This window comes from uncultured Phenylobacterium sp. (assembly GCF_902826855.1).
Classification (GTDB): domain Bacteria; phylum Pseudomonadota; class Alphaproteobacteria; order Caulobacterales; family Caulobacteraceae; genus Phenylobacterium.
On sequence record NZ_CADEGK010000007.1, the window covers coordinates 29,993 to 51,726 of the forward strand.

A 21,734-nucleotide genomic window follows, 5' to 3' on the forward strand; every position below is an offset into this window, starting at 1 on the left:
CTCGGCTACATGGCCCCATGTTCCTCCCACGCCCCGTGAAAGCCGTCGTCTTCGACATGGACGGCCTGCTCGTCGACACCGAGACGGTGGTGTTCGCCGCCATGCAGCGCGCCGCGGCCGGCATCGGCGGCGAGATGCCCTTCGCCACCTTCCAGCGGATGGTGGGCCTGCAGCACGCCCACTCCGACCCCATCCTGGTGGAGCACTTCGGCGCCGCCTTCGACCTGGGGGCCTGGACCGAGGCTGTCAGGACCTACTTCCACGAGGAAGCGGCCGCCGGCATCGCGCTCAAGGCCGGGGTCGTGGAGATCCTGGACGCCCTGGACGAGGCTGGATTGCCGCGCGCCATCGCCACCTCCTCTAACCTCGCCGCGGTTCACCACAGCCTGGGGGGACATGGGCTGGTGGAACGCTTCCACGCCCTGATCACCCGCGACGTGCAGACCATGGGCAAACCGCACCCCGAGCCGTTCCTGAAGGCCGCCGAGGCCCTGGGCGTCGATCCGGCCGACTGCCTGGCGCTGGAGGACAGCCACAACGGCGTCCGCGCCGCGTCCGCCGCCGGGATGATGACGGTGATGGTGCCCGACATGCTGGATCCGACGGAAGAGATGCACACCCTCTGCGTGCGCATCGCCCGCGACCTGCACGAGGTGCGCGGCTGGATCTCTACCGCCCGCTCGGGCCCCGTTCGAAGTACTTGAAGAAGGCGCTGTCCGGCGACAACACCATCGTCGTCTCGCCGTCGCCGAAGCTGGCCTCATAGGCCTGCATGGAGCGGAAGAAGGCGGCGAACGACGGGTCCTTGCCGAAGCTCTGGGCGAAGATCCGCGTGCGCTGGGCGTCGCCTTCGCCGGTGATCTGGCCAGACTGCTCCCGGGCGGTGGCCAGGGTGATGGACACCTCCTTGTCGGCCTCGGCAATGATCTCGCGCTTGGCCTGCTCGCCTTGGGCGCGAAGCTGTGCGGCCACCTGCTGGCGGGAGGTGGACATGCGGCGGAAGACCGATTCCCGGTTCTGGGTCGGCAGGTCGGCGCGGCGGATGCGCAAGTCGATGACCTGGATGCCCAGCTTCGAGGCCTCGGCCCGGCGGCTTACGTCGGCCTTTGCCTGCTGCATCAGCTCGGCGCGGCGGCCGGAGATGATATCGGTGGAGCTGGCCGACCCGAGCACCTGGCGCAGCGAGGAGTTCATCAGCCGCTCGATGCGATCGTTCGCCGTCTGCTCGTCGCGCAGGGTGCGGTAGAACTGCAGGGGCTGGTTGATCCGGTAGCGGAGGAAGGCGTCGACCACCAGGCGCTCCTGGCCGGCCGTGATGATTTCTTCCTGGGCCGCCTCCAGCGCGATGTTGCGCCGGTCCAGCTTGAGGACCTGCTCCACGAACGGGATCTTCAGGTTGAGGCCGGCCTGGTTCTTGCCAGGCGGGTTCACCACGCGCACGGGATCGCCGAACTGGACCACGATCGCCTGTTGGCGTTGGTCCACGATGTAGAAGGTCTGGAAAATCAGGGTCAGCAGGAACAGGCCTGCGAGCCCGAGGACGAGGCTGCGGGCGTTCATTGGGCGGCCTTGGGTTGCGGCTCGGCCGGAGCGACGGGGACGGGCGGTGACGCAGCGTTGCCGCGTGGGCGGAACACGTCGGGTGGCAGAATGATCGGGGCGGAAGCCCCCTTGGCGTCGATCACCACCTTGTTCGAGGATTGCAGAATGCGCTGCATCGTCTCGATGTAGAGGCGGTCGCGGGTCACGGAGGGTGCGCGGCGGTACTCCGTGTAGATCTGGTTGAACCGCGCGGCCTCGCCGGTGGCCTCGCGCACGGCCTGCTCGCGGTACGCCTGGGCGGCGTTGGTGATCCGCGAGGCGTCGCCCTTGGCCTCGTTGATCACGCGGTTGCGGTAGGTGTTGGCTTCGTTCTCGGCGGACTCTGCGTCCTGCTGGGCGGTGTTCACCTCCCGGAAGGCGGCGACGACCTCGGGCGGCGGACCAGCCGAACGGATTTGCACTTCGACGATGTTGATGCCGGCCTGCCAGGAGTCCAGCGTCTTCTGCATCAGCTCGGCGGTCTGCAGTTGCACCTGGCCGCGGCCGGTGGAGATGATGGGCTGCAGTTGGGTCTTGCCCACGACCTCGCGCATGGCGCTTTCGGCCACCGCCTTGACCGCGCCCTCGGGGTCCCGCGTCGCGAACAGGTAGCGGGAGGCGTCGGCCACCCGCCAGGTGACGCTGAAGTCGATGTCGATGATCTGCTCGTCGCCGGTGAGCATCTGGCTCTCGGCCGGGGCGTCGGCGTCACCCCCGGCGCCGCCTACGTCCGTGCGCTTCAGGCTGGTGACCGGCACCTTCTCCACCCGCTCGATCGGCGAGGGGATGTGGTAGCGGAGGCCCGGGGTCTCCGAGCGCGAAAAGGCTCCGAAAGTCAGGACGATGGCCTGCTCGTTGGGCTGGACGACGTAGAAGCCGGACGCCAGCCAGGCGACGACGGCGCCGCCGGCGATCAGGGCCACCATGCCCCGCCGCGGCCGCCCGCCCGGCCCGCCCATCATGTCGCGCAGCCGCTGCATCAGGCGCTCGAGGCCTGCGCCGAGATCCGGCCCGCCGGGGCCTCGGCCGCCGCCGCCAGGACGCCGTTGTGGCGGATCGCGCCGGTCGTCATTACCCCCACCGGGAGCGCCCCACGGGCCGGGATTGCTATTGTCGTTCCAGGGCATGGGCGGCGGTGCGCAGTCCTTTGCGTCGCGATCGCCTCAAACCCCCTGCGGGCTTGTAAACCGACGCTGTCAGCCGGATATGAGACCCCCAACCCGGCATAGCAAGACAAAGCGCATGAGCGAAGGCCCCGACAGAACGGCGATCCTGACCGCCCTGGACCAGGTGATCGACCCCAAGTCGGGCAAGGGCCTGACCAGCGCAGGGCTGGTCCGGGGGCTGGTCCTGCGCGGCGGTCGTGTCGCCTTCATGCTCGAGGTGGCCCCGGCGGACATCGAGGCGTACCGCCGGGTCCGTGACCAGGCTGAGGAGGTGCTGGCCGAGGCTGACGGGGTGGAGACCGCCCAGGTGGTGCTGACCACCGAGTTGCAGGCCCCTTCCGCGCCCCAGATGCCGCAACTTCGGGTCACCCCGCGCCGCCCCGTGCCCGGCGGCGCCTCGAATCCTCAGCACCGGGCAGCGCTCCCGGAATCGCCGTCCCAGCGCCGCGCTCGCGTGGTCGAGGACCCCGGCGCCCAGTTGCACCCCATGGTCGACGCGGTGAAGCCGCCGCACGTCCTGAAGGTCATCGCCGTGGCCAGCGGGAAGGGCGGCGTCGGCAAATCCACCGTCTCGGTCAACTTGGCCGCAGCCCTCGCGGTCCTCGGAAAACGTGTGGGCCTGCTGGACGCCGACATCTATGGCCCCTCGGCCCCGACGATGCTGGGCGTCGACGGCGACCCCACCTTCGACGAGGAGAAGCGCCTCAATCCGATGGTCGCCTGGGGCGTCAAGGTGATGTCGATCGGCTTCATCGTCGAGCCTGGCACGGCCAACATCTGGCGCGGCCCGATGGCGTCGTCGGCGCTGCGCAGCCTGTTGAACTCCAACTGGGGCAGTGAGGCCGAGCCGCTGGACGTGCTGGTCATCGACCTGCCCCCCGGCACCGGCGACATCCAGCTCACCCTGGTGCAGAAGCTGAAGATGGACGGGGTGATCATCGTCTCCACGCCCCAGGAGATCGCCCTGATCGACGCCCGCCGCGCCGCCCAGATGTTTGAGAAGACCGGCGCGCCGATCCTCGGCGTCGTCGAGAACATGGCCTACTTCGCCGATGCGTCCGGCGCGAAGGTGCCGATCTTCGGTACCGGCGGGGCCCGGGCCGAGGCCGAGCGCCTGGGCGTGCCGCTGTTGGCCGAGATCCCGATCGAGGTTGCCCTGCGCGAGGCCTGCGACGCCGGCGCGCCCCTGGTCGCCACCACTCCCGACAGTCCGGCCGCGAAGGCCTTCCTCGAGCTCGCAGCGCGGCTCAGCTAGCGTGCTGGGCGTCGCGCTCGTCCAGCAGGCGGCGGGTCTCGGTGGCGCGCTCGGCGGTCAGCTTGTAGCCGATGAAGCAGGCCGCCCCCAGCGCCAGGAAGCCGATGGGCCCCGCCAGGAAGGCGATGGTCAGGCCCTCAATCGCCTCGGGTGAGTTCTTCGGCCCCAGGGTCGGGTCGTAGCCGATGCTCGCCAGCACCGGGTAGGTGATGATGATGGCCGCCGCCAGCGCCACCTTGCTGGTCGAGGTGATCAGCGCATAGAGCAGCCCGGCCCGTTCCTTGCCCTGGGTCAGCCGGACGTCGTCCGCCACGTCGGCCACCATGGCCCGGATTAGGGCGGTGAAGCCTGCGGCGACGAATCCGGTGGCGAAGTTGGTCGGCACGGACGCCCACACATTGCCCCGCGGCAGGAACAGCAGCGTCACCAGCGCCAGGGAGTAGATCGCGCTGGAGAGCATGGCGGCGCGGTGCTTGCCGATCTTGGAGGCCACCCAGCCGGTGGTCGGCGCGCCCACCAGGCCCGCGACGATGTAGACGACCAGCAACAGGTTCGCCTGGCCCGTGGTGAACAGCATTCGGTCGCGCGAAAAGAACAGGAACAGGGCCGCCATCCAGCCCGGCCCCAGGGTCAGACAGAGGTCGGCCAGCAGGATGCGCGCCATGCTCGGGTGCGTCACCAGCTCCAGGTAGTCACGCAGCCGGAACTTCTGGCCCGGCGCTTCCGGCGCGATGGTCTCGGGCGTTCGCCAGACCACTATCGCCACCGCGATCGGGGCAAGGGCGATGATGTACCAGACCATGGCCCGCACGCCCTGCGCGTCGGAATAGCCGTTGGCCTCCATGATGATCGGGATCGCCAGCACGCCCAGGGAGCCGATGACGCCGACGCCGCCCATGATGCCGAAGATCCGCGCCCGCTGCTCGTAGCTCCGGGCCAGGGTCGAGCCCCAGGCGGCGTGCGCGAGGCCCAGGATCGAAAGCCCCAGGTACATGACCATCAGCCAGGTGATCAGGTAGCCCGTGCCCACCCCACGCCCCGCGTTCAGGAGCATGAACAGCCCGCCCATCAGGAGCGGGGCCCCGAGCACGGTCCACACGCGATAGCGGCCCCAGCGCGTGCGGGTGCGGTCCATCGCCATGCCCAGCGCGGGCTCGACGGGGATGTCGATGGTGCGGCAGGTGGCGAAGGCGGCGGCCACCGCGACCAGCGGCACGCCGAGGCTCGCGGCGAAGTAGGCCGGCAGGTGCACGGTGATCGCCACGGCAAGCGCTGCGATAGGCAGGCTGGTCGCCGAGAACGCCAGGGTCCGGCCCAGCGACAGCGGCTTGCTCGAACTTGCCGACATCGCGGCGGCGGTCGCGGCAGTCATCGGCTATCTCCCCCCGAGCTCTCGATCGTGCGTTGTCGTCAGCTTCTGGCGGGCGGGAACTGCGGGTCGCCGGCCAGCGTCTCCGCCAGGTTGGCCCCCGCCGCGATCGCGTCCCGCTCGGCCAGCTGGCGGCGGATGTCCTCGTGGCGTGACGGGCTCAGCCGGTAGCCGAGGAAGCAGCTGCCGGCGATCATCACGAAGACCACGGGCCCCACGACGTAGGCCAACTCCAGGCCGCGGATGGCCTCCGGCGTGTTCACCGCCCCTGCCTTGGCCTGGTAGCCCACCGCGGTCAGCGCGAAATTGAACGTGAACAGCACCGCCCCGGCCTGCGCCAGCTTGGTGGTGGCGTTGATGACGGCGTAGACCAGCCCCATCCATTCGCGCCCGCTCTCCAGCCGCAGCTCGTCGGCGATGTCGCCAGCCAGGGCGCGGATCATCACGGTGAATCCGGATTGCATGGCCCCCAGGGCAAACATGAACGGCACGAACACCGCGAAACTGCCCGGCGGCAGGAACGGCAACGCGCTCAGACCGATCGAATAGACCGTGGTGTTGAGGATCAGGGCGCGATGCTTGCTGATCCGGTTCGCCATCCAGGCGGTAAACGGGGCTCCGGCGAAGCCTGCGGCCACATAGACCATCAAGAGGATGTTGGCTTCGGCGATGCTGAAGCCGCGGCTGTCGCGGAAGTAGAACAGGTAGAGCGCGGCCATCCAGCCCGGCCCCAGGGTGACGAAGAAGTCGGCGGCGAGGATGCGGAGAACGTTGCCCCGCGTGAGCAGGCTGATGTAGTCGCGCGCCTTGAAGCTGGCCGAGTGGTCCTTGGCGATGGTCTCGCGGGTGCTCGCCAGCACCACGAACGCGGTGACCGGCACGGCGGCGATGATGAACCAGATCATCGCCCGCACGCCCTCGGCCTCGGAGTAGCCCGCCTCGCCCATGACGATCGGGATCAGCAGCACCGCCATGGCCCCGACGACGCCGAGACCGGTCACCCCGCCGAACACGCGCGATCGTTGGTCGTAGGTCGGCGCCAAGCGGCCAGCCCAGGCCAGGTGGGCGAGGTAGACGCCCGAGTAGCCGAGGTACATCACCAGCAGCCAGACCACGAGGTATCCGAGCCCCACGCCATCCGGCGCGGCGAGCAGCATGTAGAGCCCGATCATCAGGATCGGCGCGCCGCCCAGCATCCAGACCCGGTACCGGCCGAACGCCGTGCGGGTGCGGTCCATGGCCACGCCGATGCCGGCGTCGATGGGAATGTCGATCAGGCGGACCAGGCCGAAGGCGGCGCCGACGACCGCCAGTTCGATGCCGATGCTGGAGGCGAAGTACCGCGGGAGGTGCACCGAGATCGCCAGCTGCAGCGCCGCGATCGGGATGCTGACCGAAGCGAACGCTAGGACGGCGGGGAGGGAAAGGACGCCAACGGCGACGGTCGGTTTGCCTTTGGTCGCCAAACTCCGCTCCTCCCGATGGCGTCTATCAAATGACGCTTGGGCGCACGTTAGCCGCGACCCGCGGGCCGGGAGCAAGAGGAAATGAACGACAAGCTGGAAACAGCGCCTTGCCTCCCCTCGCGCCGCGGGGGAGGCAAGGCTGGATCTTAGCCGCCCGCCATCTTGCGGAAGAACTTGGCGCTCTGCTCACCGCCGTTGAGATAGGCCTTGGCGCCCGTCTCGTCGGTGATCTTGGCCCAGTTGTCCCGCACGCTCTCCACGGTGGCGTTGGGGCCCAGGTAGGCGCCCTCGGTCTCGTAGATCCGGGCGAGCGCGAAGGCGCCGGCGCCGGCGGTCAGGATGTGGCCGGTGGGGGCTTCCTCGGAACAGAGGAACACCACGCCCGGGGTGACGAATTCCGGCTTCAGCTGCTCGAGGACGTCCGCCGGCATGCCCAGGTTCTCGGTCATGCGCGTGGCGGCCAGCGGGGCGATCGCATTGACGTGGACGTTGTTCTTCTGCCCCTCCAGCCGCAGCGTGTTCATCAGGCCGATCAGGCCGAGCTTGGCCGCGCCGTAGTTCGACTGGCCGAAGTTGCCGTAGAGCCCGGACGAGGACGTGGTGACCACGATCCGTCCGTAGTTCTGGGCGCGCATGATGTCCCAGACCGCTTTCGCGGCCTTCACGGTCCCGTTCAGGTGGACGTCGACCACGATGGAGAAGTCGCCGAAGTCCATCTTGGCGAAGGTCTTGTCGCGCAGGATGCCGGCATTGGCGATCAGGATGTCGACGCGGCCCCAGGCGTCGACGGCGTCCTTGACCATCCGCGCCACGCCGGCGTCGTCGGTGACCGATGAGCCGTTGGCGATGGCCTCGCCGCCGGCAGCCTTGATCTCGTCCACCACCTTGTTGGCCGCGTCGGAACCGCCGCCGGTGCCGTCCGCCGCACCGCCCAGGTCGTTGACCACGACCTTGGCGCCGCGTCGGGCGAGTTCCAGCGCATGCTGCCGGCCCAGGCCGCCGCCCGCGCCGGTCACGATCGCCACTTTGCCGTCGAAGCGGATGTCCGCCATTTCGTATCCCCTCTTGGAAACCGGTCCGGATTTCGGCGCGCGTTGTGCGGCGCACGCGTCGAAGCGTCAAGCTGGCGAGCGGCGAGGGGAATCCGCCGGCCTGGTCCGCATCCGCTGCAGCGCGCCGGCGAGGCTAGCGCAGCGCCGCTTCCTCGGACACCGCGCGGGCCACCGCGGGCCGACCGAGCAGCCGCTCGCGGTAGGCCTGGAGCACCGGCCAGTCGGAGAGATCGACGCCGGCGGGGGCGGCCCAGTTGAGCGTCGTGAAAAGATAGGCGTCGGCGACGGTGAAGCCGTCGAGGAGATGTTCACGCTCTGCAAGGTGCGCCGACAGGTAGGCGTAACGCGGAGGCAGCAACGCATCGCGAGCAAAGCCTTTCGCCTCGACCGGGGTCGCCGGGTTGAACAGCGTGTAGAAGATCCCCTTGTGCACCTCGGTCGCGATGTAGTTCAGCCACTGCTGCAACCGATAGCGGTCCAGTTCGCCGGCGACCGGCGCCAGGCCCGAGTCGGGCGCGAGGTCGGCGACATACTGCAGGATCGCCGGGCCCTCGGTGAGGATCTCGCCGCCGTCGGTCCGGAGCGCGGGGACCTGCCCCTTGGGGTTGACGGCAAGGTAGTCCTGGCCGTCGGCCAGCGTCTTCGTGGACAGCGTGACCTGATGGAATCGCGCCGGCAGGCCGGCTTCATAGATGGCGATGCGAGTGGCCAGCGAGCAGGAGAGGGGGGCGAAATAGAGATCCATGGGATCCTCGTGAGGCGACTTGAATTTCCCTATCAATTGGTACGAAAATGCGCCCGTCAACCAATTTCGTACCAATAGGTAGTAAATAGCATGGCGAGAACGCGCGGCCGGCCCCGGTCGTTCGACGAAGCGAAGCTGCTGCAGGCGTTGACCGGTGTGTTCTGGGACAAGGGCTACTCAGGCGCCTCGCTGGACGACCTGCAGGAGGCCGCCGGGGTCAGCCGCCCCAGCCTGTACACGGCATTCGGCGACAAGCGAGGCATGTACCATCGGGTGCTGCAGGCTTTCACAGCGGGATTCGAGACTCATCTGTCGCAACTGGCGAACGGGGGCGGAGACCTCCGCGGTGACTTGGCGAAGTTCTATGGCGCGGCCATTGACCTGTACGTGACCGGCGCGCGGGGCCCCAGAGGGTGCCTGGTGCTCTGTACGGCCACGGCGGACGCGATCGACCTCCCCGACGCCAAGGCGGCGCTTGGCAGCGTCATCCATGGCCTCGACGACGTGCTGATCGCGCGTTTCCGCGGCGCGGCGGCTGGACGTGACAATCCCGCAGGGCCATCGCCCGACGCGAGGGCTCTGCACGCGGCGGCCATACTTCACAGCCTCGCTCTGCGGGCGCGCGCAGGCCAAAGCCGGAACGAGCTGCTGGGCTTCGCGGAGTCCGGCCTTGCCCTGCTGTTCGAGACGTCCGGAACCGGGCCGCACCCGCCGCGGTCGACGGTCCCCTCGCGCTGAGCGCGGCGGGGGTGGAGCGGGAGCGACGTCTCAGACGGGCGGCGACGCAGGCGCCACGGCCGCCTGCCGGGCGCGGACGAACTTCACCAGGACGCGCTGGCCGATCAGGAACGGGGCGCCGCTCGAATCCACCACCACTTCGACCACGCGGTCGTCCGCGCGCTCGTTGGGGTCGTCCGATTGCAGCTTTCGGGCTCCGAACACAGCGGCGCGGCGCAGCACCTTGCCCGGATAGACCTTGGTCGGGTCGCTCTCCGGCGACATCTGCACGCCTTGGCCCACGTCGACATACGACAGCGACCCTTCGGCGATCTCGGCGCGCACGATGCGGCCCGACTGCGGCTCGAGGTCGAACATGTTGGAGACGTTCAGCGTCGAGGCGCCTGCCCCGGGATTGGCGTATCGCCGCACGATGCGGCCGTCGGCCGGCGCGCGGATGACCGAGAGTTCCTGGTCGTAGCGCGCCTCGTTGGCCCGCGCCTGGGCGGTGTCGACGGTGGCCCGTTGGGCCATAATCCGGGCCTCGGCCTCGCGCACCGCGTCGCGGGCCTGGTCGAGCCTTTGGGCAGCCACGAAGTTGCTCGGCGCCAGGCCCTCCAGCCGCCGAAGTTCGCGCTGGGTGGCCGACAGCTGCACCTGCAGCAGCGCCAGCGCCGCGTGCGCCTGGCGCACCTCGGCCTGCGACCGCGCCGCCGCCAGCCGCGGCTCGTCGTCCTCTAGCCTCGCCAGCACCTGGCCCTTGGAAACGATGTCGCCCTCCTGCGCCAGCACCTCGTCGATCACGCCGGCGCGCCGGGCGGCCACCTGGATGATGCCGCCTTCCACGTCGGCCTTGCCGTTGGCGATGGCGGCATAGGGGCTGGGCCGGACGGCCGCAGCGGACTTGGCGGCTTCGGCCTTCTTCGCCGCGGCGTGGGTCTGCATGAACAGTCCCCCGCCGCCGACCAGGGCGACGATGGCCAGGGCGATCCAGACGAAACGGTTGTGGAACAGGGCGGCCATGGACTTCAGGCTCCAGCGAGCGCGGGTTGTCGGTGATGGTCGAGGTCGGCGGCGGGGCTATGGATCACCCGCCGGTCGTCCGTGATCAGGCCGTCCTCGAGATGGATGACCCGATCGGCGTAGGCTTCCAGCCGCGGGTCATGGGTCACGCAGATCACCGCCGCGCCGAACTGCTTGGCCGCGCGCTGGATAAGCTTGATGACCACCTGACCGTTCTCGCCGTCGAGCGCGCTGGTGGGCTCGTCGGCGAACATCAGCTGCGGGTCCTTGGCGATGGCGCGGGCAATGGCGACGCGCTGTTTCTCGCCGCCGGACAGTTCGGAAGGGCGCTGGTTCAGCTTGGCCTCGAGGCCGACTTCCATCAGCGCGTTGGCGGCCCGCTCCCGGGCGTCCTTGCGCGAGTAGCCCTGGTATTTCAGCACGATCTCCACCTGCTGCAGGGCGGTGAGCGCCGAGAACAGATTGAACCCCTGGAAGATGAACCCGCAGTGGTCGAGGCGGAAACGGTCCAGCTTGCCCGAGCGCAGGCCCCAGATGTCCTGGCTCAGCGCCCGTACCGTTCCTTCGTCAGGCCGCATCAGGCCCGAGAGCGCCGCCACCAGCGTCGACTTGCCCGAGCCGGAGGGGCCCATGACCATGGTCACCTCGCCATGATTGGCGACGAAGTCGACGCGCTTCAGCACCTCGATGTGGCTGCGTCCGGTCTTGAAACGCTTGTAGAGGCCGCGCGCCTCGATGGCGGTCGGGTTGGTCATCGCAGCAGGTCCGCAGGTTGGCTCTTCTTCAGGATACCGAGGGCCAGCAGGCCCGAGGCGCCGGAGATCACGAGCAGAAGGATGGAGACTCCGATGATCCAGGGCGTCGGAAACCCCATGGGCACCGACATGTTTTCCGCCGCGAAGTAGACCGCGGTGACGGAGACGGCGGTGGCGGCAAGCCCCGCCAGGCCGACCCACCAGCTCAGCTCCATCACGATGATCCTCAGTGAGCCCATGCCGACGCCCAGCGCGCGCAGGGAGGCGAACTCCTTGATCGAGGATAGGATCGCGCCCCGCAGCGTCTGGGAGGTGATGCCGACCCCGATCAGGAACGCGAGGAACAGAGAGAAGGTCAGGAACACGCCGATGATCTGCTGCTCCATTACGGCGCTGCGGTTCTTCTCGCCGAGCTCCTCGCGGGTCCAGGCGCGGTAGACCCCGCGCGAGGTCGCGTTCAGCTGGTCGCGCACGATCTCGGCCCGGGACGGGTCCTTGATCTGCACCATCAGGGGCCCGGTCTCGTCGGTCTTGGTCGCCATGCCCACCAGGCGCATCGAGTCACGGCTCATGGTCACCGAAGGGTTGTTGATGTCGGGATAGCCGTGAAGGATCGCGCGGACGCGCACCGTCTTTCCGTTGAGCGAGGCGGAGTCGCCGAGCCCGACCCCCAGCCGCTTCAGTTGGCTCTCGTCGATGGCGATGGCGTACGGCTCGAGCAGCGCCGCGCGGATGGACTCCGGATAGTCGACCGGAAGGGTCGCAGCGCCCGGTCGAGTATCGACCATGTTGACGTTGATGAAAGTGTCGATCGCCTTCCCGCCGTCCTTCGGCCGGTTCACCCACCGGCCGCCGCCGTTGTTCCAGGACGCCACCTCGACCACTTCGGGATGCATATAAATCTGCGGCTGCAGGCGCGCCGGGAGCGCCCCGCCGCCGGAGTTGACCAGGCTTTCCATCTTGGCCGGCAGGATCATGATGCTGGCGCGGCTGCGGTCTATGGGCGCGCTGATGCCGATCACGATCCCGGTGAACATGCCCACCTGGGCCAGGATCAAGAGACCCGAAAAGGCCAGCGCCACGATCGCCGCGGTGTAGCGTCGCCACTCGTAGATCAGTGTCGCCAGAGCCAATGACATCGTGACTGCGCGCCCTCGCCTTCAAGCGCGGATGTCGTCGTGTGCAACCTCATGAAACCAGTTAAATCGCCGTAAGGCGGAGCAACCGGAGGTCGTGCGGACGCCGTTCATCGCGCTCAGTGCAGAGAGGCGCGGGCTCGCGTCGGCAGATGCGGCGGGGCCGATTAAACCTTTGTAATGCGGCGGCGCGGCCTGGCCGGAGCCGAAGCGGACAGTTTCTTAAGCCTCGGGGCGTAGTGAAGGCTCTCGCCAGCGCGATCAGCCCAGCCGAGCATGGATCCCATCAGCCCCGCCACCTCCGCCTACGTCGCCCCGGTGGCGGCCGTTCGCGCCGTCGCCAGCCGGGCGTTGCCGGACTATGCCGAGCGGATGGCGCGCTTCGACCTCCTGGCCACCACGGTGCTGGACGGCAAGGCCGGCGAGGAGCAGCGGCTGGCGGCCTACCAGGACCTGCAGGCGATGTCGGCGAGCGGTCAGCTGATCGGCGCCGAGGACGAGCGTCGCAAACTCCTCGACCGGGCGACATTCGACAGCGACATCGGCCAGCGCGCGCAGCAGCTGTCGTCAACCTTCCTTCGTTCGGTGAACGAGGCCGGCCGGTCCGGCGGCGCCGCAGGCGCTCTGAGGGCGGCGACCTCGGCGTTCGATGGCCTGTCGGCGTCCGACCAGAAGGTCCTCTTCGCCACCACGCTCAACGCGCCCGATCGCCTGGGGGCCCGCCCATACTCGGACGCGCCGGCCTGGCGCGCCAACGCCGAGGCGCAGAGCCGCATGGTCGACTACATGCAAGCCGCCGGTGTCGTCGGCGCCAACGGCCAACTCGACTACCGGGCCGCCGCGGCCCGGTCCGACGACGCCAAGCTCTCCGCCGCCGTGAAGCTGTCGCAGCGGCGCGACAACACCTCGCCCGACTGGACCCGCTCGGTCCTTCAGCTCTTCGGCGCCGCTCGGGCCCCCGACCGCCTCGACCTGTCCCCCGCCGCCCGGAAACTGGTCGACGCCGCCCCTGCGCCGGCCGCGGCTCCCCAGGCGACGCCCTACCGTGCTGGCGCCCTCGTCTCGAGGACCGCCTAGCGCCTTGCGCAGCGCCGTGATCTGGCGCCCTTAATGGCTCGGGCCGGCAAGTTCGGCGGCGCGTCGGGGGACGAATGTTCGGTCTGGAAAACGCCCAGAGCCTCGTGGGGATCGCGGGCGTGCTGCTGCTGTGCTGGGCGATCTCCGAGAACCGCGCGCGCTTCCCCTGGAAGCTGGCCCTCGGGGCGACGGCCACCCAGGCGCTGCTGGTGCTTCTGCTGTTCGGGGTCCCGGCGCTGCGCGAAGGCCTGCAGGCCGTGGGTGTCGTCGTCGACGGGCTGGCGACCTCCACCCAGACCGGCGTCGCCTTCGTGTTCGGCTTCCTGGCCGGGACGCCGGGCCAGCCCTATCCGCTGACCGACCCCGGCGCCCTGTTCGTGTTCGCCTTTCGTGTGCTGCCGGTGATCCTGGTGGTCTGCGCCCTGGCGGCGCTGCTCTGGCACTGGAAGATCCTGGTCTGGGTCACCCAGGCGTTCGGCGTGGTGTTCGAGAAGACCATGGGGCTGCGCGGCCCGCCGGCGCTGGCGACGGCGGCCACCGTGTTCATGGGCCAGGTTGAAGGCCCGATCTTCATCCGCTCCTACCTCCCCAGTCTGTCGCGCTCGGAGCTGTTCATGCTCATCGCGGTCGGGATGGCGTGCGTGTCGGGCTCCACCATGGTGGCCTACGCGACGATCCTGGCCGGCGTGCTGCCGCAGGCCGCCGCGCACGTGGTCACTGCATCCATCGTCTCGGCGCCCGCCGGCGTGCTGCTGGCGCGCATCATCGTGCCGCGCGACGACGCCATCGAGCAGACCACCGCCTACGATCCGCTGGCCGCGAAGAAGTACGACAGCTCCATCGACGCCCTGATCAAGGGCACCACCGACGGCCTGCAGATCGTGCTCAACGTCGGCGCGACGCTGATCGTGTTCGTCGCGCTGGTGGCGATGCTGAACCTGATGCTGGGCGCGGTGGGCGACCAGTTCGGCTACGTCTTCTCGGTGGAGGAGGGGCTGGGCGTGCTCTTCGCGCCGCTCGCCTGGGCCATCGGGATCCCCTGGCACGACGCGCCGGCCGCCGGCGCGCTGCTGGGCGTGAAGCTGGTGCTGACCGAGTTCACCGCCTTCATCCGGCTGGGCGCGATCCCGCTGGACGCGATGGACCCGCGCAGTCGCGTGCTCCTGACCTACGCGCTATGCGGGTTCGCCAACGTCGCCTCGGTGGGCATCAACCTGGCCGGGTTCTCGGTCCTGGTGCCCGAGCGGCGCAACGAGGTCGTCGGCATGGTCTGGAAGGCCATGATGGCCGGCTTCCTGGCCACCTGCCTGACCGCCTCGGTCGTAGGCCTCCTGCCAGCCGGGCTGTTCGGCTAGCGCTTGCCTGACGGGCGGGGAAGGTCGCTACGTGTCCGGGATCTTGAGGGAACGCTGACATGAAAGTCTACGATACCCCGCTCGCGCCAAACCCGCGCCGGGTCCGCTGGTTCATGGCCGAGAAGGGGATCACCGACGTCGAGGTGATTACGCTCAACCTCATGGAGGGCCAGCATAAGACGCCGGACTACCTCGCCAAGGCCGGGCTCGCCAACGTGCCGATGCTGGAACTCGACGACGGCGTCTGCATCACCGAATCCATCGCCATCTGCCGCTATCTGGAGCATCGCTATCCCGAGCCGAACCTGTTCGGGCGCGATCCCGAGGAGACTGCGGTCATCGAGATGTGGATGCGCCGCGCCGAAATGATGGTCGCCACGCCGCTGATGATCGGCGTGCGCCACACCCATCCCGCCATGGCGGCGCTGGAGCAGCAGGTCCCGGTCATCGGCGAGCACAACATCGCCAGCGGCACGGCCGCCCTGAAGGTCCTGGACCGGCGGCTGGCGGAGAGCGAATGGCTGGGGGCCGATCGGCTTACCATCGCCGACATCGTGGCCTTCATCGGCATCGACTTCGGCCGGATGATCAAGTTCCGGGTCCCTGACGAGCTGCCCAACGTCGCCCGTTGGGCCGAGGCGATGCGGGCGCGCCCCGCCGCCCAGGCTGGCATGCCGCAACGGGCGGCTTGACCGCGTAGGGGTTTCTTCAGGGCGGCGCGGTAACCAGGGACCCCCTGGGGAGATCGCCATGACCGCCTTCCGCACCGCCGTACTCGCGCTTCTGCTGATGATCGCAGGCCCGGCCTTCGCGCTCGATCCTGGCGTGGCCAGCGGTCGCTACGAGGGCGACGAGGGGAAGCTCAGCTTCTCCCACGCCATCGCGATGGCCATGGACGTGGTGGAAGACTCGCCGGTGAAGAAGCAGGTCCGCGTCGTGCTGTCGGACGTCGAGCTGCCCGCCGCCGTCCTGACCGGTCGCGCCTTCCCGCCGGTGTGGAAGATGGCGCGGGACGGCGAGGTGAAGGGGCTCCTGCTGGAGTTCGATCCAACCGACCCGAACTCGCTTCAGGTCACGGTCCTGGCGCGCCCGGAGCCCGGCTATTCCCTCGCAAACGTCTCGCTCAGCAACAGCGCGGGCCTGTGGGCGCGGCTGCAGGTGAACGCCACCCGCGCCGACGGCGAACTCAAGGCCGAGGCCAGCGAGAACATGAGCTTCACGTTCAGCGCGCCGGTCTTCACCGACGCCGTCACCGCCGACCTCAAGGGCGCGGCCGCCGCCGCCGCGGAGCCGACCAGGGTGCTGCTGGCCCGCGCCGAGGCGATGGCCAAGGGCGACATGGCGACCGTCGCCCAGCTATCGACCGCCGCCGTTGCCGCAGACCTTGCCGCCATGCCGCCCGAGGCGCTGAAGATGGCGCGCGCCCAGCTGATTCCGGAGCTGATCCGTGGCCTGAAGGCGCCCAGCCGCGTCGTCGTGCGCGAACAGACCGCTGCCGTGATGATCGGCAAGGGGACCTGGGCCAACGCCCGCAAGGTCGATGGAGCCTGGAAGGCCGACTAGCGCGGCGACCTGCTTCTCAGGCCTCGTCCAGGTAGCGCCAGGTGTCGGCCCCGTCGAACTGGCGGATACGCAGGCTGGTCCAGTCCACGCCGTCCACCAGCCGCGCGTTGACCGCCATCCGGTCGCGGCTTCCGTCCAGGCTCTGCCAGTGCGTGGCCACGCCGCAAGATTTGCAGCGGTGGAAGGCCAGCATGCGGTCGCCCCAGACGTAGAGCTGCGTCGTTTGCGGATCCGGCAGGGTGACGTCCTTGGGGCTGTAGTGGGCCCAGCGCGCGCCGAGGCGGCGGCAGATCGAGCAGTTGCACTCCGTCACCTCGGCGAATGCCGGCGCGGTCAGCCTGGCGGCCCCGCAGTGGCACACGGCCTGGATCATTGGGCGCTCTCCCGTCACTGAACTGACATAGCTGGGGCCGTCCGGCCGGCGTGTCCAGTCTCAGAGGCGGCGGAGTGTGTCGGCGCGCCGCTCAGCTCGGGGTGTCGATCCGGGTCCAGACCTGGGTCTTGCATAGGACGCCCGCGAACAAGCAGCCCTTGGCCAGCAACGTACGTTCGCTGGTCATCGTCGCCGAGCCGGTGAAGACCTTGTTGAGGTCGGGCACGAAGACCTTGCCGCGCCCGACGCCATGCTTGTCGACCACGAAGCCGCGCATCAGCTGCTGGCCGACCAGGTTGGGGGTGCCGCCCTTGCGGGCCTTCGCCTTGGCCTTGTCGCTGGCCCACACGACGAAGCCGCAGATCTCCTCGCCGCATGGGCGGAGCGCGATGTGCACGCTGTCCTTGGGGTTGCGCCAGACCCCCACGGCGGTGAGCGGCGCGGCCGCCCAGGTCGGGACGGCCGTCAGGGCAATGGCGGCGGCCAGGATCAAGGACGAAAAGCGACGCACGACGGCTCCCTTAGGCAACAGCGGCGGCCACTATCAGGACGAATGTGAACAATTCAGGACGCGCGTATCGTGGTCTTCTTCAGGACGGATGAGAAGCTCATCAGCGGCTCGCCCTTGCAGGAGATGATGCCGCGCACGAACACCATGCTGCGCCCGGCCTTCACCACGTCGCCCCGGCACTCGACGAAGTCGCCCTCGTGCGCCGTGCCCACCAGCTCGCCGTTGAAGGTGGCGGTGACCGTGCGGCTGCCGTCGATCACGTCGCGCGCGATCACGAACAGCGCGAAGTCGGCGAAGGTCATCACCAGCCCGCCGTGCAGGAAGCCGCCGCCGTTCAGGTGCTTCTTCTCGGCCCGGAAGGCGCAGACCGGCACGCCGTCGTCGCCGATGCGGAAGTAGAACGGCCCGGCCAGGTCCTCGAAGGGATCGCCGCCTGGATAGCACTGCCACCCGGCCCACTCGCCGTCGCTGACCGTGATCAGCTTGGAGATGTAGGTGTTCTCCACCACGCCGCCGTCCATCACCCCTCCCGATCTCCGCGAACCGTTTGCCGCCCGCGGATTCGACCCTTAGTTTGTCAGACGCTTAAGCCTCATCGAGGACCCACCATGCAAGGGCAGACCACGTGATCGGCCTTCTCGCCGCCCTGTTCCTCGCCGCTCAGCCGGTGGAGTCGGCGGCCACGCCGCCGCCGCCCGAGGCTTCCGAAATCCAGACGCCCCCGAAGCCGCCGGCCAACATCGAGAACGCCGTCGACGCCAACGGCGTGCCTGCGTGGGCCAAGCGCAAGCGGCTGGCGCCGGTGCAGAACTGCACGGGCCGGCCGAACATCGGGGTGGACACCTGGCGCGCAGAACTCGACCCCACCAGCAAGACCGGCGCGCGCCGCAACGTCCCCGTCAAAGTCACCTGCAAGCACTAGAGGATCAGACCGCATGGCGCTCGACGCCGAGACCCGTGACCAGCTGATCGACACGGTCCGCCGCTTCGTCTCCGAACGCCTTCGCCCCCTCGAGGCGAGAGTGGCCGAGGACGACGCCATGCCTGCGGACCTGGTCGACGAGATGAAGGCGCTGGGCCTCTTCGGCCTGTCGATCCCGGAGGCCTACGGCGGCCTCGACCTCTCCATGGAGGACGAGTGCCTGGTGGTGATCGAGCTGGGCCGGACCAGCCCGGCCTTCCGCTCCACCTTCGGCACCAACGTCGGCATCGGCTCGCAGGCCCTGGTGATGTTCGGGACCGAGGACCAGAAGCAGAAGTACCTCCCCGCCATCGCGTCGGGTGACATCGTCACCTCCTTCGCCCTGACCGAGCCGGAGGCGGGTTCGGACTCGGCCGCCGTGCAGACCCGCGCGGTCCGCGACGGTGACCACTACGTTTTGAACGGGTCGAAGCGGTACATCACCAACGCCAACAACGCCCACCTCTTCACGGTGATGGCGCGGACCAACCCGGAGATCAGGGGCGGGGGCGGGGTCTCGGCCTTCCTCGTGCCCCGCGACCTGCCGGGCCTCAGCGTCGGCAAGCCCGAGAAGAAGATGGGTCAGCAGGGCGCCCAGATCTGCGACGTCAACTTCGACAACGTCCGCGTTCCTGCCGAGAACCGCATCGGCCAGGAGGGCGAGGGCTTCAAGGTGGCAATGCAGGTGCTGGACAAGGGCCGCCTGCACATATCGGCGCTGTGCGTGGGCGTGGCCGAGCGCCTGATCGCCGACTGTGTGGCCTACGCCACGGAGCGCAAGCAGTTCGGGCAGCCGCTGTCCGGCTTCCAGCTGATCCAGGGCATGATCGCGGACTGCAAGACGGAGGCCCTGGCGGCCCGCGCACTCACCCTTGAAAGCGCTCGCAAGCGCGACGCCGGCGAGAGCGTCACCATGGAGGCGGCCGCGGCCAAGTACTTCGCCTCCGAGATGGTCGGCCGCGTCGCCGACAAGGCGGTGCAGATCTTCGGGGGCGCCGGCTACATCGCCGAGTACGGGATCGAACGCTTCTACCGCGACGTGCGCATCTTCCGCATCTACGAGGGAACCAGCCAGATCCAGCAGGTGATCATCGCCCGCGAGACGCTGAAGCGGGGCGGGTAGGGCGTGTCGCAAGCCGTTGAGACCGCGATCTTCGACCTTCTGGCCAAGGCGGCGACGGGCAAGTCGATCGCGCCCGAGGAGGTCGCCCGCGCGGTAGAGCCCGAGCGGTGGCAGCGCGCGCTGGGCCATGTCCGCGCTGTGGCCCGTGGGCTGGCGCGCGAGGGTCGGGTGGTGATCCTGCGCCACAACAAGCCTGCCGATCCCGATGACTTCAAGGGCGTGTACCGGCTGCGTCTGCCCTGACGCCGTCGGCGCCGGGACACATCGTCCCCTTTTCCCAGGCTTCACGGCGGGCTCATATAGTCTCACCTCGACATGATGCGCCTGATCCCTGCCCTCCTGTTGCTGCTGACGCTCACGGCTTGCGCCCCGATGCTGCGCCAGCAGGCCTCGTTGCCGCCGGTCGGGTTCGTCGGGCCGCACTTCGAGGCCGACCGGGTGGTCAGCTTCGACGGCGCGCGCCTGGGCCTGCAGACCTGGGCCGCCGCGGAGGAGCCCTGGGCGGTGGTCGTGGCGGTCCACGGGATGAACGACTACGCCAACGCCTTCCACATCGCCGGCCGCCGCTGGGCCGAGGCGGGCGTCACCACCTACGCGTACGACCAGCGCGGGTTCGGCCGCTCGCCTTTGCGCGGCGTCTGGGCCGGGGAGGCGCTGCTGGCGGAGGACCTGCGCACAGTCGTGGCGCTCGCCCGCGCGCGGCACCCGAACGCCGTCCTGGCGGTGGTGGGCGAGAGCATGGGCGGGTCGGTGGCCGCCACGGCGTTCGCCTCGGAGAACCCCCCGGCGGCCGACCGGCTGGTGCTGCTGTCTCCCGGAGTCTGGGGCTTCAAGACCCAGCCGCTACCCTACAGGACCGCGCTCTTCCTGGCCGCCAACCTCACCGCCTCGAAGGTCTATACCCCGCCGAGGTTCGTCACTGACCGCATCTACCCCACCGACAACATCGAAGAGTTGCGGGCCATGGGCCGCGACCGGCTGATGATCTGGGGCGCGCGGTCAGACACCCTCTACGGCCTGGTCAAGCTGATGAGCCGCGCCGCCAGCCAGGTGGGCGAGGACGAGGTGCCGACCCTTTACCTCTACGGCGCCAGGGACGACATCATCCCCAAGAAGGCCGCGTTCGCGGCGGCGAAGCGGCTCCAGCCCGCCGACCGCACCGCCTACTACGCCGCCGGCCACCATCTGCTCACCCGCGATCGACAAGGCCCGGTGGTGATGGCCGACGTCCTGGCCTTCCTGCGCGATCCGGAGGCGCCGCTGCCGTCGGCCGCCCCGCCAATCCCGGGCGCGCCGAAGCATGTGCCTGCCTCGAGTTCCGACTCGCGTCGTTCGGCGGGGTTGTGACTTGCCCTGAACCGCCCTATTTTCTGATAAAATCGTCCCTTAGAATATCGAGTTTCAGGCATGACCTTGTTCGATTCTCCAAGCTTCGAGGGACACCAGGGCGTCCACGCCTTTTACGACGCGGCGTCGGGCCTGAAATGCATCATCGCGATCCACTCGACGGTCCGCGGCCCCGCCGCGGGCGGCTGCCGGATGTGGAACTATGCCACCGCCGAGGACGCGCTTGAGGACGCGCTGAAGCTGTCGCGCGCCATGTCCTACAAGAACGCCATGGCCGACCTGGAGCTGGGCGGCGGCAAGTCGGTGATCATCGGAGACGCGCGCACAGCCAAGACACCCGCATTGTTCGAAGCCTTCGGCCGCGCGGTCGAGGACGTGGGCGGCAGATACTGGACAGCCGAAGACGTGGGCGTCTCGCCCGCAGACCTGGCCCACGCACGCAAGCACACCCGCTACGTCGCCGGGCTCGACGGCCATCCCGCGGCCTCCGGCGACCCCAGCCCGATCCCGGCCGAAGGGGTGTTCCGGGGCGTCCGGCTCTGCGTCGAGCGCGCCCTGAAGCGTGACCTGGACGGCGTGCGCGTCGCCATCCAGGGCGTCGGCCACGTCGGCGCACATCTGGCCGAGAAGCTGCACGCGGCCGGCGCAAAACTGATCCTGACCGACGTCAACGCCGAAGCGCTACGCCGCGTCGCGGCGGCGACGGACGCCGAGATCGTCGCTCCCAGCGCCATATTCGATGTCGACGCCGACGTCTTCGCGCCCTGCGCCCTGGGCGGCGCGATCAGCCTGGACACCCTGCCGCGCCTCCGCGCCCGGGTGATCGCCGGAGGCGCCAACAACCAGCTGGCCGATCCGGCGGCGGGCGTCGAGCTGTTCAGGCGCGGCATCCTCTACGCTCCCGACTACGTCATCAACGGCGGCGGCATCATCAACGTCGCCGGCGAGATCCGCGCCTTGGAGCGGGACGAGGCCTTCGATCCGGAATGGGTCGACGCCAAGCTCGACCGGCTGGCGCTGACCCTCGAGGAGGTCCTCGAGCAAGCGCTCCGCGAACACCGCCCGACACATGAGGTGGCCAACGAGATCGCCCGGTCGCGCATCTCTGGGGTCGCCGAGAAGCGCGCAGCGGCCTGAAGCGCACCTTTATCCACACTGG

The 21,734-nt window shown here is 69.1% G+C and carries 24 protein-coding genes; 12 read left to right on the forward strand and 12 right to left on the reverse strand.

All coding sequences use genetic code 11. The features are described from left to right. Nucleotides 1–17: 17 nt before the first annotated feature. Nucleotides 18–704, forward strand: coding sequence for an HAD family phosphatase (locus tag QZV94_RS02180; protein ID WP_293676159.1), 687 nt, complete (start codon nt 18–20; stop codon nt 702–704). Here the strand turns inward: QZV94_RS02180 and hflC are convergent. Then, nucleotides 670–1,560 carry a protease modulator HflC gene (gene hflC, locus QZV94_RS02185; RefSeq protein WP_293676160.1) on the reverse strand — a complete coding sequence of 297 codons (891 nt, stop codon included), beginning with the start codon at nt 1,558–1,560 and terminating at the stop codon, nt 670–672. The genes QZV94_RS02180 and hflC overlap by 35 nt on opposite strands. After that, entirely contained in the window at nt 1,557–2,561 is a 1,005-nt protein-coding gene (gene hflK, locus QZV94_RS02190; RefSeq protein ID WP_367253747.1) for an FtsH protease activity modulator HflK, read from the reverse strand. The genes hflC and hflK overlap by 4 nt, the downstream gene beginning before the upstream one ends. A 262-nt stretch (nt 2,562–2,823) precedes the next feature. Here hflK and QZV94_RS02195 point away from each other — a divergent pair, with 262 nt between their 5' ends. Beyond that, entirely contained in the window at nt 2,824–4,002 is a 1,179-nt protein-coding gene (locus QZV94_RS02195) for an Mrp/NBP35 family ATP-binding protein (protein ID WP_293676162.1), read from the forward strand. On the opposite strand, the gene QZV94_RS02200 is transcribed toward QZV94_RS02195, so the two are convergent. From QZV94_RS02200 to QZV94_RS02215, 4 genes are all read right to left on the reverse strand, one after another. Then, nucleotides 3,995–5,374, reverse strand: coding sequence for an MFS transporter (locus tag QZV94_RS02200; protein ID WP_293676163.1), 1,380 nt, complete (start codon nt 5,372–5,374; stop codon nt 3,995–3,997). The two genes, QZV94_RS02195 and QZV94_RS02200, sit on opposite strands and share 8 nt — an antisense overlap. 38 nt (nt 5,375–5,412) lie before the next feature. Beyond that, nucleotides 5,413–6,837, reverse strand: coding sequence for an MFS transporter (locus tag QZV94_RS02205; RefSeq protein WP_293676164.1), 1,425 nt, complete (start codon nt 6,835–6,837; stop codon nt 5,413–5,415). Nucleotides 6,838–6,983: 146 nt separating this feature from the next. Further along, the gene (locus QZV94_RS02210; RefSeq protein WP_293676165.1) at nt 6,984–7,889 is read right to left on the reverse strand and encodes an SDR family NAD(P)-dependent oxidoreductase; all 906 of its coding nucleotides are present in this window, start codon (nt 7,887–7,889) and stop codon (nt 6,984–6,986) included. 133 nt (nt 7,890–8,022) lie between these two features. Next, nucleotides 8,023–8,634, reverse strand: a complete 612-nt coding sequence (locus QZV94_RS02215; protein ID WP_293676166.1) for a glutathione S-transferase N-terminal domain-containing protein — start codon at nt 8,632–8,634, stop codon at nt 8,023–8,025. A gap of 90 nt (nt 8,635–8,724) precedes the next feature. Here QZV94_RS02215 and QZV94_RS02220 point away from each other — a divergent pair, with 90 nt between their 5' ends. Further along, nucleotides 8,725–9,372 (forward strand): TetR/AcrR family transcriptional regulator, encoded by a 648-nt coding sequence (locus QZV94_RS02220; protein WP_293676167.1) that lies wholly within the window; start codon nt 8,725–8,727, stop codon nt 9,370–9,372. Between the two features lie 30 nt (nt 9,373–9,402). Here QZV94_RS02220 and QZV94_RS02225 read toward each other — a convergent pair whose 3' ends face one another. From QZV94_RS02225 to QZV94_RS02235, 3 genes are read right to left on the reverse strand one after another with little or no spacing between them, the layout of a single operon-like run. Then, nucleotides 9,403–10,374, reverse strand: a complete 972-nt coding sequence (locus tag QZV94_RS02225; protein ID WP_293676168.1) for an HlyD family efflux transporter periplasmic adaptor subunit — start codon at nt 10,372–10,374, stop codon at nt 9,403–9,405. 5 nt (nt 10,375–10,379) lie between these two features. Continuing rightward, the gene (locus QZV94_RS02230; protein ID WP_293676169.1) at nt 10,380–11,129 is read right to left on the reverse strand and encodes an ABC transporter ATP-binding protein; all 750 of its coding nucleotides are present in this window, start codon (nt 11,127–11,129) and stop codon (nt 10,380–10,382) included. Beyond that, nucleotides 11,126–12,268, reverse strand: a complete 1,143-nt coding sequence (locus tag QZV94_RS02235) for an ABC transporter permease (protein WP_293676170.1) — start codon at nt 12,266–12,268, stop codon at nt 11,126–11,128. Before QZV94_RS02235 ends, QZV94_RS02230 begins: the two co-directional genes overlap by 4 nt. Before the next feature lie 273 nt (nt 12,269–12,541). Between QZV94_RS02235 and QZV94_RS02240 the strand changes: the two genes are divergently transcribed. The 4 genes from QZV94_RS02240 to QZV94_RS02255 all read left to right on the forward strand — a co-directional run bounded on the left by QZV94_RS02240 (nt 12,542) and on the right by QZV94_RS02255 (nt 16,260). Further along, nucleotides 12,542–13,342, forward strand: a complete 801-nt coding sequence (locus tag QZV94_RS02240) for a hypothetical protein (RefSeq protein ID WP_293676171.1) — start codon at nt 12,542–12,544, stop codon at nt 13,340–13,342. A 74-nt stretch (nt 13,343–13,416) separates the two neighbouring features. After that, on the forward strand, nt 13,417–14,697 hold the full coding sequence (locus QZV94_RS02245) for a nucleoside transporter C-terminal domain-containing protein (RefSeq protein WP_293676172.1): 1,281 nt from the start codon (nt 13,417–13,419) through the stop codon (nt 14,695–14,697). Between the two features lie 59 nt (nt 14,698–14,756). Then, entirely contained in the window at nt 14,757–15,389 is a 633-nt protein-coding gene (locus QZV94_RS02250; protein WP_293676173.1) for a glutathione S-transferase family protein, read from the forward strand. A gap of 58 nt (nt 15,390–15,447) precedes the next feature. Next, nucleotides 15,448–16,260: a hypothetical protein gene (locus tag QZV94_RS02255; protein ID WP_293676174.1), complete on the forward strand. Its 813-nt coding sequence runs from the start codon at nt 15,448–15,450 to the stop codon at nt 16,258–16,260. A gap of 16 nt (nt 16,261–16,276) precedes the next feature. Here QZV94_RS02255 and QZV94_RS02260 read toward each other — a convergent pair whose 3' ends face one another. The 3 genes from QZV94_RS02260 to QZV94_RS02270 all read right to left on the reverse strand — a co-directional run bounded on the left by QZV94_RS02260 (nt 16,277) and on the right by QZV94_RS02270 (nt 17,665). Then, nucleotides 16,277–16,633 (reverse strand): GFA family protein, encoded by a 357-nt coding sequence (locus QZV94_RS02260; RefSeq protein WP_293676175.1) that lies wholly within the window; start codon nt 16,631–16,633, stop codon nt 16,277–16,279. Between the two features lie 91 nt (nt 16,634–16,724). Then, nucleotides 16,725–17,144: a DUF2147 domain-containing protein gene (locus tag QZV94_RS02265; RefSeq protein ID WP_293676176.1), complete on the reverse strand. Its 420-nt coding sequence runs from the start codon at nt 17,142–17,144 to the stop codon at nt 16,725–16,727. Between the two features lie 53 nt (nt 17,145–17,197). After that, on the reverse strand, nt 17,198–17,665 hold the full coding sequence (locus QZV94_RS02270; protein ID WP_293676177.1) for a PaaI family thioesterase: 468 nt from the start codon (nt 17,663–17,665) through the stop codon (nt 17,198–17,200). 104 nt (nt 17,666–17,769) lie between these two features. On the opposite strand from QZV94_RS02270, the gene QZV94_RS02275 reads away from it, so the two are divergent. From QZV94_RS02275 to QZV94_RS02295, 5 genes are all read left to right on the forward strand, one after another. Next, on the forward strand, nt 17,770–18,066 hold the full coding sequence (locus QZV94_RS02275) for a hypothetical protein (protein ID WP_293676178.1): 297 nt from the start codon (nt 17,770–17,772) through the stop codon (nt 18,064–18,066). A 13-nt stretch (nt 18,067–18,079) separates the two neighbouring features. Beyond that, complete coding sequence (locus QZV94_RS02280; protein WP_293676179.1) at nt 18,080–19,228, forward strand: acyl-CoA dehydrogenase family protein; 1,149 nt, start codon at nt 18,080–18,082, stop codon at nt 19,226–19,228. A 3-nt stretch (nt 19,229–19,231) separates the two neighbouring features. Further along, nucleotides 19,232–19,471 carry a DUF3253 domain-containing protein gene (locus QZV94_RS02285; protein WP_293676180.1) on the forward strand — a complete coding sequence of 80 codons (240 nt, stop codon included), beginning with the start codon at nt 19,232–19,234 and terminating at the stop codon, nt 19,469–19,471. 72 nt (nt 19,472–19,543) lie between these two features. Beyond that, complete coding sequence (locus QZV94_RS02290) at nt 19,544–20,575, forward strand: alpha/beta fold hydrolase (RefSeq protein WP_293676181.1); 1,032 nt, start codon at nt 19,544–19,546, stop codon at nt 20,573–20,575. A 60-nt stretch (nt 20,576–20,635) separates the two neighbouring features. After that, nucleotides 20,636–21,712 (forward strand): Glu/Leu/Phe/Val dehydrogenase, encoded by a 1,077-nt coding sequence (locus tag QZV94_RS02295; protein ID WP_293676182.1) that lies wholly within the window; start codon nt 20,636–20,638, stop codon nt 21,710–21,712. Nucleotides 21,713–21,734: the final 22 nt, after the last annotated feature.